The 15,409-nt window shown below is 74.0% G+C and carries 14 protein-coding genes and 1 pseudogene; 10 read left to right on the top strand and 5 right to left on the bottom strand.

What is annotated here, in order from left to right; all coding sequences use genetic code 11:
* Window positions 1-166 precede the first annotated feature (166 nt).
* A complete protein-coding gene (locus ACWD3O_RS03065) occupies window positions 167-613 on the top strand; it encodes a hypothetical protein (RefSeq protein ID WP_451410808.1) in 447 nt (148 codons plus the stop codon).
* A gap of 54 nt (window positions 614-667) precedes the next feature.
* On the opposite strand, the gene ACWD3O_RS03060 is transcribed toward ACWD3O_RS03065, so the two are convergent.
* The 3 genes from ACWD3O_RS03060 to ACWD3O_RS03050 form a co-directional block, all read right to left on the bottom strand.
* Window positions 668-1,498, bottom strand: a complete 831-nt coding sequence (locus ACWD3O_RS03060; protein ID WP_451410807.1) for an enoyl-CoA hydratase/isomerase family protein — start codon at window positions 1,496-1,498, stop codon at window positions 668-670.
* Between the two features lie 60 nt (window positions 1,499-1,558).
* Window positions 1,559-2,635, bottom strand: coding sequence for an adenylate/guanylate cyclase domain-containing protein (locus ACWD3O_RS03055; protein ID WP_451414826.1), 1,077 nt, complete (start codon window positions 2,633-2,635; stop codon window positions 1,559-1,561).
* Between the two features lie 946 nt (window positions 2,636-3,581).
* Window positions 3,582-4,466 (bottom strand): biotin--[acetyl-CoA-carboxylase] ligase, encoded by an 885-nt coding sequence (locus tag ACWD3O_RS03050; protein ID WP_451414687.1) that lies wholly within the window; start codon window positions 4,464-4,466, stop codon window positions 3,582-3,584.
* Window positions 4,467-4,611: 145 nt separating this feature from the next.
* On the opposite strand from ACWD3O_RS03050, the gene ACWD3O_RS03045 reads away from it, so the two are divergent.
* The 6 genes and pseudogenes from ACWD3O_RS03045 (at window position 4,612) to hutH (ending at window position 10,311) form a co-directional block, all read left to right on the top strand.
* Window positions 4,612-6,216, top strand: a complete 1,605-nt coding sequence (locus ACWD3O_RS03045; protein ID WP_451414686.1) for an acyl-CoA carboxylase subunit beta — start codon at window positions 4,612-4,614, stop codon at window positions 6,214-6,216.
* 30 nt (window positions 6,217-6,246) lie between these two features.
* Window positions 6,247-6,459 carry an acyl-CoA carboxylase epsilon subunit gene (locus tag ACWD3O_RS03040; protein ID WP_451410878.1) on the top strand — a complete coding sequence of 71 codons (213 nt, stop codon included), beginning with the start codon at window positions 6,247-6,249 and terminating at the stop codon, window positions 6,457-6,459.
* A 115-nt stretch (window positions 6,460-6,574) separates the two neighbouring features.
* The gene (mmpB, locus tag ACWD3O_RS03035) at window positions 6,575-6,721 is read left to right on the top strand and encodes a morphogenic membrane protein MmpB (protein ID WP_356129074.1); all 147 of its coding nucleotides are present in this window, start codon (window positions 6,575-6,577) and stop codon (window positions 6,719-6,721) included.
* Entirely contained in the window at window positions 6,718-7,347 is a 630-nt protein-coding gene (locus tag ACWD3O_RS03030; protein ID WP_451410804.1) for a Maf family protein, read from the top strand. The genes mmpB and ACWD3O_RS03030 overlap by 4 nt, the downstream gene beginning before the upstream one ends.
* A gap of 110 nt (window positions 7,348-7,457) precedes the next feature.
* Window positions 7,458-8,663 (top strand): diguanylate cyclase domain-containing protein, encoded by a 1,206-nt coding sequence (locus ACWD3O_RS03025; protein ID WP_451414685.1) that lies wholly within the window; start codon window positions 7,458-7,460, stop codon window positions 8,661-8,663.
* A gap of 110 nt (window positions 8,664-8,773) precedes the next feature.
* A pseudogene (gene hutH, locus ACWD3O_RS03020) lies at window positions 8,774-10,311 on the top strand (histidine ammonia-lyase).
* Window positions 10,312-10,404: 93 nt separating this feature from the next.
* Here the strand turns inward: hutH and ACWD3O_RS03015 are convergent.
* Complete coding sequence (locus tag ACWD3O_RS03015; protein WP_451410802.1) at window positions 10,405-11,217, bottom strand: hypothetical protein; 813 nt, start codon at window positions 11,215-11,217, stop codon at window positions 10,405-10,407.
* A 95-nt stretch (window positions 11,218-11,312) separates the two neighbouring features.
* Window positions 11,313-11,756 carry a cell wall protein gene (locus ACWD3O_RS03010; protein ID WP_451414684.1) on the bottom strand — a complete coding sequence of 148 codons (444 nt, stop codon included), beginning with the start codon at window positions 11,754-11,756 and terminating at the stop codon, window positions 11,313-11,315.
* A gap of 109 nt (window positions 11,757-11,865) precedes the next feature.
* Here ACWD3O_RS03010 and ACWD3O_RS03005 point away from each other — a divergent pair, with 109 nt between their 5' ends.
* From ACWD3O_RS03005 to ACWD3O_RS02995, 3 genes are all read left to right on the top strand, one after another.
* Window positions 11,866-12,246 (top strand): hypothetical protein, encoded by a 381-nt coding sequence (locus ACWD3O_RS03005; protein ID WP_451410800.1) that lies wholly within the window; start codon window positions 11,866-11,868, stop codon window positions 12,244-12,246.
* A gap of 231 nt (window positions 12,247-12,477) precedes the next feature.
* A complete protein-coding gene (locus tag ACWD3O_RS03000; RefSeq protein WP_451410877.1) occupies window positions 12,478-13,734 on the top strand; it encodes a L,D-transpeptidase in 1,257 nt (418 codons plus the stop codon).
* A gap of 161 nt (window positions 13,735-13,895) precedes the next feature.
* Entirely contained in the window at window positions 13,896-15,407 is a 1,512-nt protein-coding gene (locus tag ACWD3O_RS02995; RefSeq protein ID WP_451414683.1) for an ABC transporter permease, read from the top strand.
* Window positions 15,408-15,409 lie beyond the last annotated feature (2 nt).

Below are 15,409 nucleotides of genomic sequence, written 5' to 3'. Positions count from 1 at the left end.
ACTCTTGTCGCTGCGTATACCCGTGAGTAACGTTCCTGCCACCCTGGGAGATACCCCGGGTAATAGCCCGGGTGGGGGAGCGGACGCCTCGTGGGAGGCCGGTCCGCGGCCCGTCGGGCACGACGGAAATCAGTGGAAGTGGGTGGGGCCGGTGGTGCGCAGGACGGTGGCTTTCGTCCTGGCGCCGGCGATGTTCGCCGAGGCGGCCGGGGTGGCGTGGCTCAACTGGTTCCTGGCCATGGTGGTCGAGGGGCAGCGGATGTCGCTGGACGGGCTGGACCCGGACATGGTCGCGCGGGCCTCCAGGATCGGGGCGGTGCTGTTCGCCCTGGTCTTCGTGGCGTGCGGCGTGCTGGTGCTGGTCTCCGCGATCCGGGGGCGCGCCCTCGGGCGGTTCGGCACGGGGCTGCTGGTCACCATGGCCGTCGTCCACGGGGTGCTGGGCGCGGCGGCGTTGGCACTGGTGGGGGTGAAGGCGTTCGCCGTCCTGGCGGCGGTGCTGGTGCTGATCCTCCTCTTCCTCTCCTCGCCGGGCCGCCCCCGGCCCACCGGGGAGCAGCCCCCGCCGGCCCCGCCGGCCCCGGCGGAGAAGCAGGCGCCGGCCGCGGCCTGACCGGGCGCCCCGGGGGTGATGCGCCCCCGGGGGTGCGGTCGCGTCAGGGGCGGGTCACTCGCCCGGCCATTCGGGGCGGCGCTTGTCGTTGAAGGCGGCGACGCCCTCGGCGCGGTCGGCGGAGAACGCGACCGTGCGCCAGGCGTTGTCCTCGAGGTCGAGGCCGGTGGGGAGGTCCTTGCCCCAGCCGAGCCGCATCGCCCGCTTGGCGGCGCGCAGCCCCACGGGGGAGTTGGCGGCGATGCGCGCGGCCAGGGCCAAGGACTCCTCGCGGTCGGTCCCCTCGTCGACCAGGAGGTCGACCAGGCCCAGCTCCCGGGCCTCGGCGGCCTCCACCCGCCGCGCGGTGAAGATCAGCTCGGCGGCCCGGGCCGCCCCGACCCGCCGCGGCAGCAACTGCGTGCCGCCGCCGCCGGGGATGACGCCCACGGACACCTCGGGCAGTCCCACCACCGCCGTGCGGTCCGCGACGATCAGGTCGCAGGACAGCGCGATCTCGAAGCCGCCGCCCAGCGCGAACCCGTGCACGGAGGCGATGGTCGGCATCGGCAGCTCCAGCACGCCGGTGTACGCCGCCCGGTTCACCGGCCGCTGACGGCGCAGCTGGTCGTCGGTGAAGCCGTTACGCTCCTTGAGGTCCGCGCCCACGCAGAACGCCCGCTCGTGGCTGGAGGTCAGCACGACCACCCGCGCGTCGCGGTCGGCGGCGAGCGCCTCGCAGGCGGCGGTGAGCGAGCGGGCCATCTCCGTGGAGACCGCGTTCATCGCGCGCGGCCGGTCCAGCACGAGCTCGGCGACGTGCCCGTGCCGTACCACCCGCACGAACTCCCCGTGGCGTTCGCCGTCCTCGCGTTCCGTCAGGACCTCGTGCTCGTTGCGGCTCATGGTGGACAGCCTCCCGGGATCGACGACTTCATCGGTGTCGCCGGGGATCATCTCAGGGGCTCAGGGCTGACCGCCGCGCCGGGTGAGCAGCCACGGCTCGACCACGCCGAGACCGCGGACCGGCCGCTGCCACATGGGCTGCAGCGCGAACCGGTAGGTCTGCTCCTCGTCCTCCTTGACCTGTTCCTCGGCCGCCGGGGCGTCCCGGGTGCGCCGCAGTTCCTGGGCGAGCTCGCTGTCGACCAGGACCGCGTCCCGCGGAGCTATGGAGGTGAGGCGGGAGGCCAGGTTCACCGTCGTGCCGAAGACGTCACCCATCCGGGTGGTGACCGTGCCGAAGGCCATGCCGACGCGCAGCTCCGGCATGGTCTCGTCGTTGGCGAGGGTCTCGATCAGGCGCAGCGCGATCTCGGAGGCCACGCCCGGGTCGTCGGCGACGTAGAGGACCTCGTCGCCGAGGGTCTTCACCAGCCGGCCGCCGTGCGCGGCGACCAGGTCGGCGGCGGTGGTTTCGAACGCCTCGACCAGCTCGCCCAGCTCCTCCTCCTCGAGGCGGCGGGTCAGCCGGGTGAAGCCGACCAGGTCGGCGAAGGCGACGCAGAGGCGGCGGTCGACCATCTCCTCGTCGTCCGCCGTCTGGATGACCCGGCCGGTGGCGGCGGCGAGCTGGCGGCGCCAGACGTAGACCAGGAACTCCTGCAGCTCGGGCAGGAGCAGCTCGATGAGGGGGTAGGTCACCTCGGTGCGGGTCATGCCCGGCTCGGGGGGCTCGGTGAGGCCCTCCAGGAAGGAATCGATCTGCCAGTCCGCCAGACGGGCGGTGGTCTGGCCGGTGGAACGGGCCACCTGCACCGCCATCGCCTCGCTGAGCAGGCCCGCCTCGACCAGACCGGCCAGGCGGCGCAGGGCCAGCACGTCCGCCTCGGTGAGGGCCTTGGCCTGGCCGATGTCGGCGAAGCCCATGGCCCGCCAGAAGCGGGACGCCAGCTCCATGGAGACGCCGGCGCTGCGGGCGGCCTGGAAGGGGCTGTAGCGGCGCTCCGCGCCGAGGATCAGGGCCTCCAGGCGCAGGGCCAGCGGGTCCTCGTCGGAGGTGCCGGTGGTGTTCTGGGCGGCGGTGCGGTCGGCGGCGGACAGCTCCTCGTACCGTTCCGCGCGGTCCGCGCGTTCCGGGTCCTCGGCCCCGGCTGCCGGGGCCGCCCCGGAGGCCGCGGAGCCCTTGGAAGCGGAGGTCCGGGGGGCGTCGGGGTCCCCGGAGGTCCGGGAGTCCCCGGCGATCGGGGAGTTCTCGGTGCCCCCGGTGTCCCCGGCGGCCTGGGAGGCCCGTGGGGCGTCGTCCCCAGCGGCCCGGAAGTGCACGGAGTTCCCGGAGGTCCGGGAGCCCTCAGCGGTCCGCGAGTCGCCGGAGTCCCCGGCGGCCCGGGGGCCCGCGGAGTCCTCGGAGTCCTGGGAGGACTGGGGGGCTCCGGTGGTTCGTGGGGTGCTGGAGGTCCGGGAGTTTTCGGAGTCACCTGCGGCCCGCAGGTCCCCGGGGTTCCCGTTTCCGGCGGTCCGGGAGCCCTCTGCGGCCCCGCGGTCCCCGTCGTCACCGGCGGCCCGGCGGTCCGTGCCGTTCCCGGAGTCGCCGGCGGCCCCGCGGTTCCCGTCGTCCCCGGCGGCCCGGCGGTCGTCGGAGTCGCCGGCGGTCCGGCGGCTCGCGGAAGCGCTGGAGGCCCCGGAGGCCCCGGGGGCCCGGGGGGCGGTGGGGGCTTCGGAGGCCTTGGAGGCGGGGGGCGCCTCGGGGGACTCGTCCGCGGAGGCGTCGGCGGGGCCGGGCTCGGGCCGGGGGTCGCCGTCCGGTCCGGGATGTCCGCCCGTGCCGGAGCCCGCGTCGTCGACGGTCACGCCTGTTGCCCTTCCGATCTGCCGAGGTCAGGTTTCGACCGGCCTCAACTCTACGGCAGGTGTGCCGCAGCTCACTCCCGGATCGCGTCCCGGGAGTGGTGCGCCCCCGGCACGCCGCTCCGGGGCCGCGCCGCCGTACCACCCGTCGCCCTCTCGCACGACGCTGCGCGCCGCCCGGTTCACCCCTGCCCGGGCCCGCTCACGCCGGGCGGAGGTGGACGATGTCCCCGGCGCCCACCGGGTGCCGGGAGCCGTCACCGGCCGTGATCACGAGGCGGCCGTCGCCGTCCAGGGCCGTGGCCTCGCCCACCACGTCGTCCCCGCCGGGGAGCATGGCCCGGACCTGGCGGCCCAGGGTCGCGCAGCCGGCCGCGTAGGTCTCCAGCAGCCCGCTCAGCTCGGGGTCGCCGCCGACCACCCGCCACCGCGTGTACCACTGCTCCAGGGAACGCAGCACGCCCCGCAGCAGCGGGTCCCGGTCGGTGACGGCCGCGCCGGCCAGGGCCAGCGAACCGGCCGTCGGCACCGGCAGCTCGTCCGCCCGCAGCGTGACGTTGAGGCCGACGCCGATCACCACGCCCTCGGTGCCGGCCCGCTCGGCGAGGATGCCGCCGGCCTTGCGTTCCTCGCCGCCGACCGTGACCAGCAGGTCGTTGGGCCACTTCAGCGCCGTGTCCAGGCCGGCGGTGCGCGCCAGGCCGGTGGCCACCGCGACCCCGGTGAGCAGCGGCAGCCAGCCCCAGCGGGGCACCGGCACGTCGTTGGGCGCCAGCAGCACGGAGAAGAACAGCCCCGAGCGGGCCGGCGCCGACCAGACGCGGTCCAGCCGGCCGCGCGCCGCGGACTGCTCCTCCGCCACCAGCACCGCGCCCTCCTCGGCCCGGCCCGCCCGCGCCGCCGCCACCAGGTCGGAGTTGGTGGAGCCGGTGACCGGCACGACGTCCAGGGAGGTCCACAGCGACTCCTCCCGCACCAGCGCCCGCCGCAGCGCGACGGCGTTCAGCGGAGGGCGGTCCAGGTCCGACCAGCGGCCCGCCCCGCCGAGCGGGGAGGTGGGGTGTTCTGAGCGATCACGCGGCGTCATGCAACCCAGCGTAGGTGTGGGATACGCCGCACTGCCGGACAGGCGGTCCGCCATTACGCTACGGCTGAGTAACCATCCTCCCGCCGACATCCCCTTACGCCGACGACGACGTACACACCACCACCAGCAGGGAGCCGCAACCCCGATGGCCGAGCCGGAAGAGCTGCAGCAGGGCGACATTCACACCACCGCGGGCAAGCTGGCGGATCTCCAGGACCGCATCCACCAGGCGACGCACGCCGGTTCGGGCCCCGCGGTGGAGAAGCAGCACGCCAAGGGCAAGCTCACCGCCCGTGAGCGGATCGAACTCCTCCTCGACGAGGGGTCGTTCGTGGAGCTGGACGAGTTCGCCCGGCACCGTTCCACCAACTTCGGCCTGGAGAGGAACCGGCCCTACGGCGACGGCGTGGTCACCGGCTACGGCACCGTGGACGGCCGTCCGGTCGCGGTGTTCTCCCAGGACTTCACCGTCTTCGGCGGCGCCCTCGGCGAGGTCTACGGCCAGAAGATCGCCAAGGTGATGGACTTCGCGCTGAAGACCGGCTGCCCGGTCATCGGCATCAACGACTCCGGCGGCGCCCGCATCCAGGAGGGCGTGGCCTCGCTCGGCGCCTACGGCGAGATCTTCCGCCGCAACACGCACGCCTCCGGGGTGATCCCGCAGATCAGCCTGGTCGTCGGCCCGTGCGCGGGCGGCGCGGTGTACTCGCCGGCCATCACCGACTTCACCGTGATGGTGGACAAGACCTCGCACATGTTCATCACCGGCCCGGACGTCATCAAGACGGTCACCGGCGAGGACGTGGGCTTCGAGGAGCTGGGCGGCGCGCACACCCACAACTCGCTGTCCGGCGTGGCCCACCACATGGCGGGCGACGAGAAGGACGCCGTCGAGTACATCAAGCAGCTGCTGTCGTACCTGCCCTCGAACAACCTGAGCGAGCCGCCGTTCTTCCCGGAGGAGGCCGACCTCACGGTCACCGAGGAGGACCTGGAGCTGGACCGGCTGATCCCGGACAGTGCCAACCAGCCGTACGACATGCACACCGTGCTCGAACACGTCCTGGACGACGGCGAGTTCTTCGAGACCCAGCCGCTGTTCGCGCCCAACATCCTCACCGGCTTCGGCCGCGTCGAGGGCCGGCCGGTGGGCGTGGTCGCCAACCAGCCGATGCAGTTCGCGGGCTGCCTGGACATCAAGGCGAGCGAGAAGGCGGCGCGGTTCGTCCGGACGTGTGACGCCTTCAACGTGCCGGTGCTGACCTTCGTGGACGTGCCCGGCTTCCTGCCGGGCGTCGGCCAGGAGCACGACGGCATCATCCGCCGCGGCGCCAAGCTGATCTACGCCTACGCGGAGGCCACGGTCCCGCTGATCACCGTGATCACCCGGAAGGCGTTCGGCGGCGCGTACGACGTCATGGGCTCCAAGCACCTGGGCGCCGACCTCAACCTGGCCTGGCCGACCGCGCAGATCGCGGTGATGGGCGCGCAGGGCGCGGTCAACATCCTGCACCGGCGCACCCTCGCCGAGGCGGAGGCCAACGGCGAGGATCTCGAGGCGGTGCGGGCGCGGCTGATCCAGGAGTACGAGGACACGCTGCTCAACCCGTACATCGCCGCCGAGAACGGTTACGTCGACGCGGTGGTCGCGCCGTCCATGACGCGCTCGCAGATCGTCCGCGGGCTGCGTCATCTGCGCACCAAGCGGGAATCACTTCCCCCGAAGAAGCACGGCAACATCCCGCTCTAGGGTCCCAGCGCTCAGGAAGGTCGCGTGGCTATGACGATCAAGGTCGTGCGGGGGAATCCGACACCGGAGGAGCTGGCGGCGGCGCTGGCGGTGGTGCGGGCGCGGGCGGCGGCCGTCGCCGCCGGACCCGCGGAGGACGCGGGCACGGCCCGTGACGCCTGGGCCGACCCGGCGGCACTCGCCGGGCGGCGGGCCCCGCAGCCGGGGCCGGCGGCCTGGAGCCGCACGTACTGGCCGGTGTGACCCGACCGGGCGGGCCGGTGCTGCCCGGCGGGCCGGTGTGAGGCGGGCGACACCGGGAGCCGCCTGAGTACGGGTACTCAGGCGGCGGCGCGGTCGGGGACGCATGCTCGGTGGTGTGCTCTGGTCCGACCCCGATCCCGAGGCCGGGCCGCCCGAGGACCTGCGGCGCACGCAGGTGATGCTCCGGCGGCTCGGCGTGCTGATGGCCCTCGCCATGATCGTCGCCATGGCGGTGCTCGGCGTCGATACGCTTCCGCCATGACCGATCAGCGCAACGACCGGGCCGGACGACCGCAGCGGCGGCTCGTCCTGGCCTCCCAGTCCCCCGCCCGTCTCGGACTGCTCCGGCAGGCCGGGTTCGCCCCCGAGGTGATCGTCAGCGGGGTGGACGAGGACGCGGTGACCGCCCCCACCCCCGCGGAGCTGGCCCTCGCGCTGGCCGAGGCCAAGGCCTCGGTCGTCGCCGCCCGCCCCGAGGCGTCCGGAGCCCTGGTGATCGGCTGCGACTCGGTGCTCGACCTGGACGGCGAGCCGCTCGGCAAGCCCGCCGACGCCGCCGAGGCGACGGCCCGCTGGCAGGCCATGCGGGGCCGCGCCGGCGTCCTCCAGACCGGACACTGCGTGTACGACACCACCACCGGCCGGTACTCCTCCGCCACCGCCTCCACCGTGGTCCGCTTCGGCGACCCCACCGACGAGGAGATCGCCGCCTACGTCGCCACCGGGGAGCCCCTGCACGTCGCGGGCGCCTTCACCCTCGACGGGCGCTCCGCCCCGTTCATCGAGGGCATCGACGGCGACCACGGCAACGTGATCGGCCTCAGCCTTCCCCTCCTGCGCCGCCTGCTCGGCAAGCTGGACGTCAGCGTGACGGAACTCTGGGCCTGACCTCCGCCGCGCTTGCCGCGCCTGCCGCGGCAGGCGGATCGGTCACGGTGAGTGATCGCTTCAGATCGTTCGACGTCACGTTTCGGACGAAACATCCCTAGCCTGAACGCATGGCAGAGGAGAACCGCCTGCGCGCGGTCGTCACGCTGGCCCAGGGCATGGCCGCCGCCAGGACGCCCCGGGAGTCCTGGCGGGCCGCCGCCCTGGGCGCGAGCCACGCGCTGGGCGGGAGCTTCGCCGCGCTGTCGGTGTGGGAGCGCGAGATGGGCCGGCTCCGCGTCCTGGTCAACGCCGGCGACCGCGCCCCGGACGAGGAGGAGTTCCCCGAGGCGGAGTCCTACCCGGTCCACCAGTTCCCGGAGATCACCGAGTTCCTCCACGAGCGCTGGGCCAACGGCGGCGAGCCGGACGCCTGGGTGGAGACGGCGGACGGCCCGCGCGGCGGGCCCACCCGGGACCGCGCCGGCTACTGCCACCAGCGGGTCGCGGCGCTGCGCCGCCGCGGCCGCGGCTGCTGCGTGATCGCCCCGATCGTGCTGCATGGCCGCGCCTGGGGCGAGCTGTACGTCGCCCGCCCGCTGGGCGCTCCGGTCTTCGACCGCCGCGACGCCGACTTCGCCACCGTGCTGGCCGCCGTGGTCGCGGCCGGGCTCTCCCAGATGAAGCGGCTGGAGGAGGCCGAGCGCCTGGCCTTCACCGACGCCCTCACCGGCCTCGCCAACCGCCGCGCCGTCGACGCGCGGCTGGACGAGGCCGTCGAACGGCACCGGACCGAGGGCGCGGTCGTCAGCCTGGTGGTCTGCGACCTCAACGGGCTCAAGCAGGTCAACGACACCCACGGGCACGCCGCCGGCGACCGCCTCCTGGAACGCTTCGGCTCGGTGCTCTCCCTCTGCGGCGCGATGCTGCCCGGCACGCTGGCGGCCCGGCTCGGTGGGGACGAGTTCTGCCTGATCGCGGTGGGGCCCTCGACCGAGGAGGTGGTCCGCGCGGCCGACGAGCTCTGCCGACGGGCCCGGGAACTGGAGCTGGGCGAGGGGGTGGCCTGCGGGATCGCCACCACCGAGGAGCCGGTCGGCCCGGTGACCTCGGCCCGGCGGCTGTTCCGGCTGGCCGACGCGGCCCAGTACCGGGCCAAGGCGGGCCGCGCCTCCGGGCCGGTGGTGGCGGGCGTCGAAGGGCCCCAGGACCCCGTCCTCCGGCTCGCCGACGCCCCGCCGCCGGAGGGCGGCGGGGAACGGCGGGCACTGCGCGGGCGGGAACTGCCGCCACCGCCCGGCACGTCCGGTTCCGACGGGAGGGCGAACCGCCGATGACAGCGTCCGATTCAGGTCATAGGCTCCTGAATGTGGATATGCATGCCGGGGCGTCCGGGGCGTCCGGGTCGCACGGGTCGCACGGGTCGCCCACCGGGGCGGCGGAGACCGTGGTGGTGGGTCCCGGCGGTCTCACGCCGGAACAGGTGCTCGCCGTGGCGCGGGACGGCGCGCGGGTCGAGCTCTCCGGCGAGGCGGTGCGCGCGCTCGCCGCCGCCCGCGAGGTCGTCGACGCCCTCGCCGCCAAGCCGGACCCGGTGTACGGCGTCAGCACCGGCTTCGGGGCGCTGGCCACCCGCCACATCGGCCCGGAGCCGCGCACCCGGCTGCAGCGGAACATCGTGCGCTCGCACGCCGCCGGGATGGGCCCGCGGGTGGAGCGCGAGGTGGTGCGCGCGCTGATGTTCCTGCGGCTGAAGACGGTCTGCTCCGGCCGCACCGGCGTCCGCCCCGAGGTCGCGCGGGCCATGGCGGACCCGCTGAACGCCGGCATCACGCCCGTGGTGCGCGAGTTCGGCTCGCTCGGCTGCTCCGGCGACCTCGCGCCGCTGTCGCACTGCGCGCCGGCCCTGATGGGCGAGGGCGAGGCCGAGGGCCCCGACGGCGTCCTCCGCCCGGTCGACGAACTGCTGGCGGAGCACGGGCTGCGCCCGGTGGAGCTCAGGGAGAAGGAGGGCCTGGCGCTCCTCAACGGCACCGACGGCATGCTCGGCATGCTGCTGATGGCCCTGGCCGACCTGCGCCTGCGTACGCCTCCGCGGACGTCACCGCGGCGATGACGCTGGAGGCGCTGCTGGGCAGCGAGCGGGTGCTGGCGCCCGAACTCCAGGCCGTCCGCCCGCACCCGGGGCAGGCGGACTCCGCGGCCAACATGCTGGCCGTGCTGCGCGGCTCCGAGATGACCGGCCGGCACCAGGGCGACGAGCCGCGGGTGCAGGACGCCTACTCGGTGCGGTGCGCGCCGCAGGTGGTGGGCGCCGGCCGGGACACCCTCGCCCACGCCGAGCTGGTCGCGGGGCGGGGGCTGGCGGCCGCCGTCGACAACCCGGTGGTGCCGGCGGACGGCCGGGTGGAGTCCAACGGCAACTTCCACGGCGCGCCGGTCGCCTACGTCCTCGACTTCCTCGCCGTCGCCGCGGCCGACCTGGCCTCCATCGCCGAGCGCCGCACCGACCGGCTGCTGGACCGGACCCGCTCGCACGGCCTGCCCGCGTTCCTCGCCGACGACCCCGGGGTGGACTCGGGGCTGATGATCGCCCAGTACACCCAGGCGGCGCTGGTCGGCGAGATGAAGCGGCTGGCGGTCCCGGCCTCGGTGGACTCCATCCCCTCCTCGGCGATGCAGGAGGACCACGTCTCCATGGGCCGGTCCGCGGCACGCAAGCTGCGGCACGTCGTGGACGACCTCGCGCGGGTCGTCGCCGTCGAACTGGTCGCCGCCTCCCGCGCCCTCGAGCTGCGCCGCACGGCGACCGGCCTGGCCCCCGCCCCGGCCACCTGGGCCGTCGTCCAGGCCGCCCGCGCCGCCGGCGTCGAGGGCCCGGGACCCGACCGCCACCTCGCCCCCGACCTCGAGGCGGCGGACGCGTTCGTCCGCTCCGGCGGCGCGCTCCGCGCGGCGGAGGCGGTCACCGGGCCGCTGCGGTAGAACGGCGCACCGCCCGGTCGCGGAAAGGCGGCCGGGCGGTGCGCGGGGAATCCGCGTCCCGTGCCGCCGGGGCGGCGGCACGGGACGGCGGCGTCAGCCGAGCTTCTTCGACTGGGCCGTGACGACCGGGGCGGAGACCTGGTACGGCTTGCCGTCGGCCATGTTGCCGAGGTTGACGGTCAGGTACGTCACCACGTTGTTGCCGTGGCGGACCACCTGGCCGTGCACGGTGGACGGCTTGGCACCCTCCTCGAACGGCTCGCCGGTCAGGCCGAAGGCGACGGTCTCGTCGGAGCCGTCGGCGGCGACGCCCTTGTCGGTCGCGACCTTGCTGTAGGAGGCGGCCTCCTCGCCGGGCACGGTGAACGTGAAGCCGCCGGAGCACTTCCCGACGGCGTCCGCCACGCTCTTCACGGCCTGCTGGGCGCCGTCGCCCTCGTAGGTGGCCAGCGTCACCATCGTGACGTCCATCCGCAGGGCGTCCTCGAAGGAGGGCATCTCGCCGTCCTTCGCGGCACCCGGAGCCTTCTCCTGGGTGACCTGGCGGGACACGTCCGCCTTCGACCCGCCCACCGGGGAGCCGCTGAGCGCCTGGACGATCGGCTTGCAGCCGTCACCGCCCTCGACCTTCACGTCGTCCCAGGAGCCGGAGAAGATGTCGCCCTTGCCGGGCTCGGCGACCTTGTAGCCCTCGACCTCGCCGGACGCGACGATCAGCTTGGTGAGCTCCTCCTCGGAGAGCGCCTCGGCCGCGGGGGCCTCGGCGGCCGAGGAGGAGGCGCCGGACGGCTTGGCGGCCGTGTCCGACTTCTCGTCGGAGCCGCTGCTGCACCCCGTGACCAGGGCCACGGACAGCGCGCCGGCGAGCGTGAGGGCGCTGAGGCGCACCCGCGAAGAAATGATCATGTGCCGGACTATGCGCTCTCCGTCATGCCCGGGTCAACGACATTACGGTCACGGTTCCCGCCGCGGGCCCGGCGTCCGCGGTGTCCGCCGTCCGCCTACAGCCCCAGCCGCTCCCGTCGCACCGAGTACGCGACGAAGCCCGCGCCGATGCCGAGGAAGGCGGTGCCGCCCAGGACGTACGGCGTGGTGTCGAAGGCGCCGGTGTCGGCGAGCTCGACGTCGCCGGTGCGGGCCGGGACCGTCACCGGAGCGGGGTCGGGGTCGTCGGAGGTCCCGGAGGCGGAGCCCGAGGTGTCGGAGGCGGAGCCCGAGATGCCGGAGGCCGCGCCGGACATCGCCCGCATGCCCGACGCCTCGAAGGCGCCGGAGGCACGCGGGACGTCGTGCGCGGGGGCGCCCTCGGCGGTGAGGACGTCGGCCGACCGGGACTCGGGCCGCTCCGGGGTCACGGACGCGTTGGCGGACGGGACGAAGGAGAGGGCTCCCAGCAGGGCGCCCGCGGCGGCGGCGGTCAGCAGAGAGCGGCGCGTGGTGGACACGGATATCGATCCCCTTGTGGCGCTGGCGAATTGACCGTGTGAGCCGATGCTAGTGAAAGGCGCGGGTCGCGGGAAACCCGGCGGCCCTCCCCGCCTTACGCTCCCTGTCATGAATTCACCCCAGAACAACCGTTATGTCCGTCTCGATGTCCGGCTGGTCGTGGAGGTCGCCGACCCCGAGCCGCTGCGCCGGACCGCCCGGGCCTGCGTCGCCGGGGACCGCTCCCTGCCGGACGGCGAACGGGAGCGCGTGGAGGCCGTGGTGACGCATGACACGGCGGAGGCCCTGGCCTATCTCGTGGACCCCTTCGACCTGGTCAGCGCGCTGCCGGGGATCGAACTGACCCAGACCTCCTGGAGTGCGGAGCACGTCGGCGGTGGGACGGATTCGCTCGAAGCGGACCCGTACGGCGATGATGCGGGGGAGGGGGACGACGACTTCGCCGAGGACGAGGACGAGGACGAACCGGTACGCACCGGCATCGCCTGACCTCTGGCGGGGAAGGCGATCCCTGCGGAACGATGGGCTCCGGTCCGCCGCGGCCCCGCTCGGCCTCGCCCGGGCAGGGGATCCCGCGGCGGTCCATGGCGTGGCGCGTTGCACAATTCGTCACGACCTGGAACCGGAACACCCGGTCTCGGCGTTGAGAGTGCTGACGGGGAGTCTCCCCACCGGGTCGGGAAGCAGGGCCTCCCCCAAGGGGTCGGGTGACCAGTGATGATGGAGAAGCGTGTGAAGACGGTCGGTGAGCGGCGGCGGCGCAGGGGGCTTGCGGTCGCGTCCGCACTTCTGGGCGGCGTGATGGTCCTGTCGGGGTGCAGCGGCGGTGACGAGGAACCCACCCGCCCCGACGCCCAGGAGAAGGTCGACGAGGCGGCCGCCGAGAAGACCTCGGTCGCCGAGATCTCCATCACACCGAAGAACGGCACGGACAACGCGTCCATCAACAACGCCGGTCACGTCTCGGTGAAGAAGGGCAAGCTGACCGAGGTCGAGGTGCAGACCAAGGACGGCCAGAAGGTCGAGGGCGAGATGTCCGCCGACCGGACCAGCTGGAAGCCGTCCGTCCAGCTCGAGCGGGCCACCAGCTACCAGGTCTCGGTCACCGCCGAGGACTCCGAGGGCCGCGCCTCCCACGAGAACGCGACCTTCACCACGGTCTCGCCCAGCAACAGCTTCATAGGTAACTTCACCCCGGAGGACGGTTCCACCGTCGGCGTCGGGATGCCCGTGTCGATCAAGTTCGACAAGGAGATCGCCGACAAGAAGGCGGTCCAGGAGGGCATCGACGTCTCGGTGAGCAGCGGCCAGGAGGTCGTCTGCCACTGGTTCAGCACCGTGCGCATGGACTGCCGCCCCCAGGAGTACTGGAAGGAGGGGTCCACGGTCACCATGAAGCTCGCGCTCGACGGTGTCGAGGGCGCCCCCGGTGTCTACGGCGTCCAGCAGAAGAGCGTCAGCTTCACCATCGGCCGCAACCAGGTCTCCGTCGTCGACGCCAAGACCAAGCAGATGACGGTCACGCGCAACGGCAAGACCGTCCGCACCATCCCCATCTCCGCCGGCGCCCCCGAGACCAAGACCTACGAGGGCCAGATGGTGATCTCCGAGAAGTTCAAGGAGACCCGGATGAACGGCGCGACCGTCGGCTTCACCGACGACGACGGCAAGGGCGAGTACGACATCAAGGACGTGCCGCACGCCATGCGTCTGACCACCTCCGGCACCTTCATCCACGGCAACTACTGGGGCAAGGGCGTCTTCGGCCAGGTCAACACCAGCCACGGCTGCGTGGGCCTGGAGGACGCCAAGGGCGCCAACGACCCGAACACGCCGGGCTCCTGGTTCTACGAGAACTCGATGATCGGCGACGTCGTGGTGGTCCAGAACACCGGCGACAAGACCGTCGCCCCGGACAACGGCTACAACGGCTGGAACATGGCGTGGGACCAGTGGGTGGCCGGCTCCGCCGCCTGACCCGCTGACGCCCCGCGGCGGCCCGACGAGGCGCCCGTGACCCGCACCCGCGGAGCACGGGCGCCTCTCCCGTTCCTCCCACACTCCCGTTCCTCCCGCACTCCCGTTTCTCTCACACAACGCACCGGGGTCTGCCAGCGCGCCGCCCTAGCGTGCGCGGCATGTTCCTCACCTACTTGCGCCGCGAGTTGCGCCGCCGCAGAAGGGCGGCGCTGGTCGTCGCCTCGGGCCTGGCGCTGGGCATCGCCCTGGTCGTCGTCGTCGACGCCGTCTCCACCGGCATGGGACGCGCTCAGGCGCGGGTCCTGGAGTCGCTCTACGGACTCGGCACCGACATGACCGTCACCAAGGCACCGGAGCCGCCCGCCGAGGGCGAGGAGGACGCCGGCCGGCCCCGCTTCCGGTTCGACGCCCGCGGCGGCGAGGACGGCGAGAACAGCGGGGACGGCGAGGGCGCCGGGGAGAGCGAGCGGCAGAGCAGCGACCGGGTGATGGTCCAGGGCTTCCAGACGCTCGACGCCGGCACCGTCACCGAGGTGGCCGCGGCGGACGGCGTGGCCACGGCCGTCGGTGGGCTGAGCCTCGACGTGGTGTCGGTGGACGGCGAGTTCACTCCCGGTCGGTTCCAGCAGGGCGGCGGTGGCGGCCGGCCGGGCACGGCGCCCGGCGGCCAGGTGGAGGGCGGCGGTGCCGACTTCTCCATCGACGGCTTCAGCGTCTTCGGCACCGACGTCACCCGGCCCGCGCTGGGCCCGCTGACCTCCTCCGAGATCACCGACGGCCGCGGCTTCGAGAAGGCCGACGCCTCGGCGAAGGTGGCCGTGGTGGACAGCGCCTACGCCAAGGAGCAGGAGCTGGAGACCGGTGACACGCTGACGGTGAGTGGCACCGAGTTCGAGATCGTGGGCCTCGCGACGGCGACCAGCGGCGACGCCTCCGCCGACGTCTACCTGCCGCTCAGCCCGGCGCAGACCCTCGCCGACGCCAAGGGCGAGATCACCACCGTCTACGTACGGGCCGACGACGCACAGCAGTTGGGCACGGTGAAGTCGGCGGTGCTGAAGGCCGTTCCGGACGCCACCGTGACCACCTCCGAGGACCTCGCGGACACCGTCTCCGGCTCCCTGTCCACCGCCTCCGGCGTGGCCGTCACGGTCGGCCGGTGGCTGTCCGTGGTCGTCCTGGCGGCGGCGTTCCTGGTGGCCGGGCTGCTCACCTCCTCCGCCGTCGCCCGCCGGGTCCGTGAGTTCGGCACCCTCAAGGCGCTCGGCTGGCGCTCGCGCCGGGTCACCGGGCAGGTGGTCGGCGAGGCCGTGGTGACCGGCCTGTTCGGCGGCGTCCTGGGCATCGCGCTCGGCGTGGCCGCGGCGTGGGCGATCACCGCGTTCGGGCCGTCCCTCTCGGCAGAGCTCGGCGGCACCGCGGGCGCCGGAGGGCCGGGCGCGGGCGGCGGTGGCATGGGCGGCGGCATGGGCGGTCCCGGCGGCGGCGCGGGCGGGATGCGCGAGACGGCGGCCCGGACCCTGGACGTCGCCCTCACCGCGCCGGTCAGCCTCTCCGCGATCGCCCTGGCCGTCGGCCTGGCCGTGGCGGGCGGTCTGGTGGCCGGAGCCTTCGGAGGGTGGCGCGCCTCCCGACTCCGCCCCGCCGACGCCCTCGCCCGCGTGGCCTGACC

This window comes from Streptomyces sp. NPDC002640 (assembly GCF_053592575.1).
Note: the sequence above shows the minus strand (reverse complement) of the source record. Positions and strands in the feature narration are given on the sequence as shown.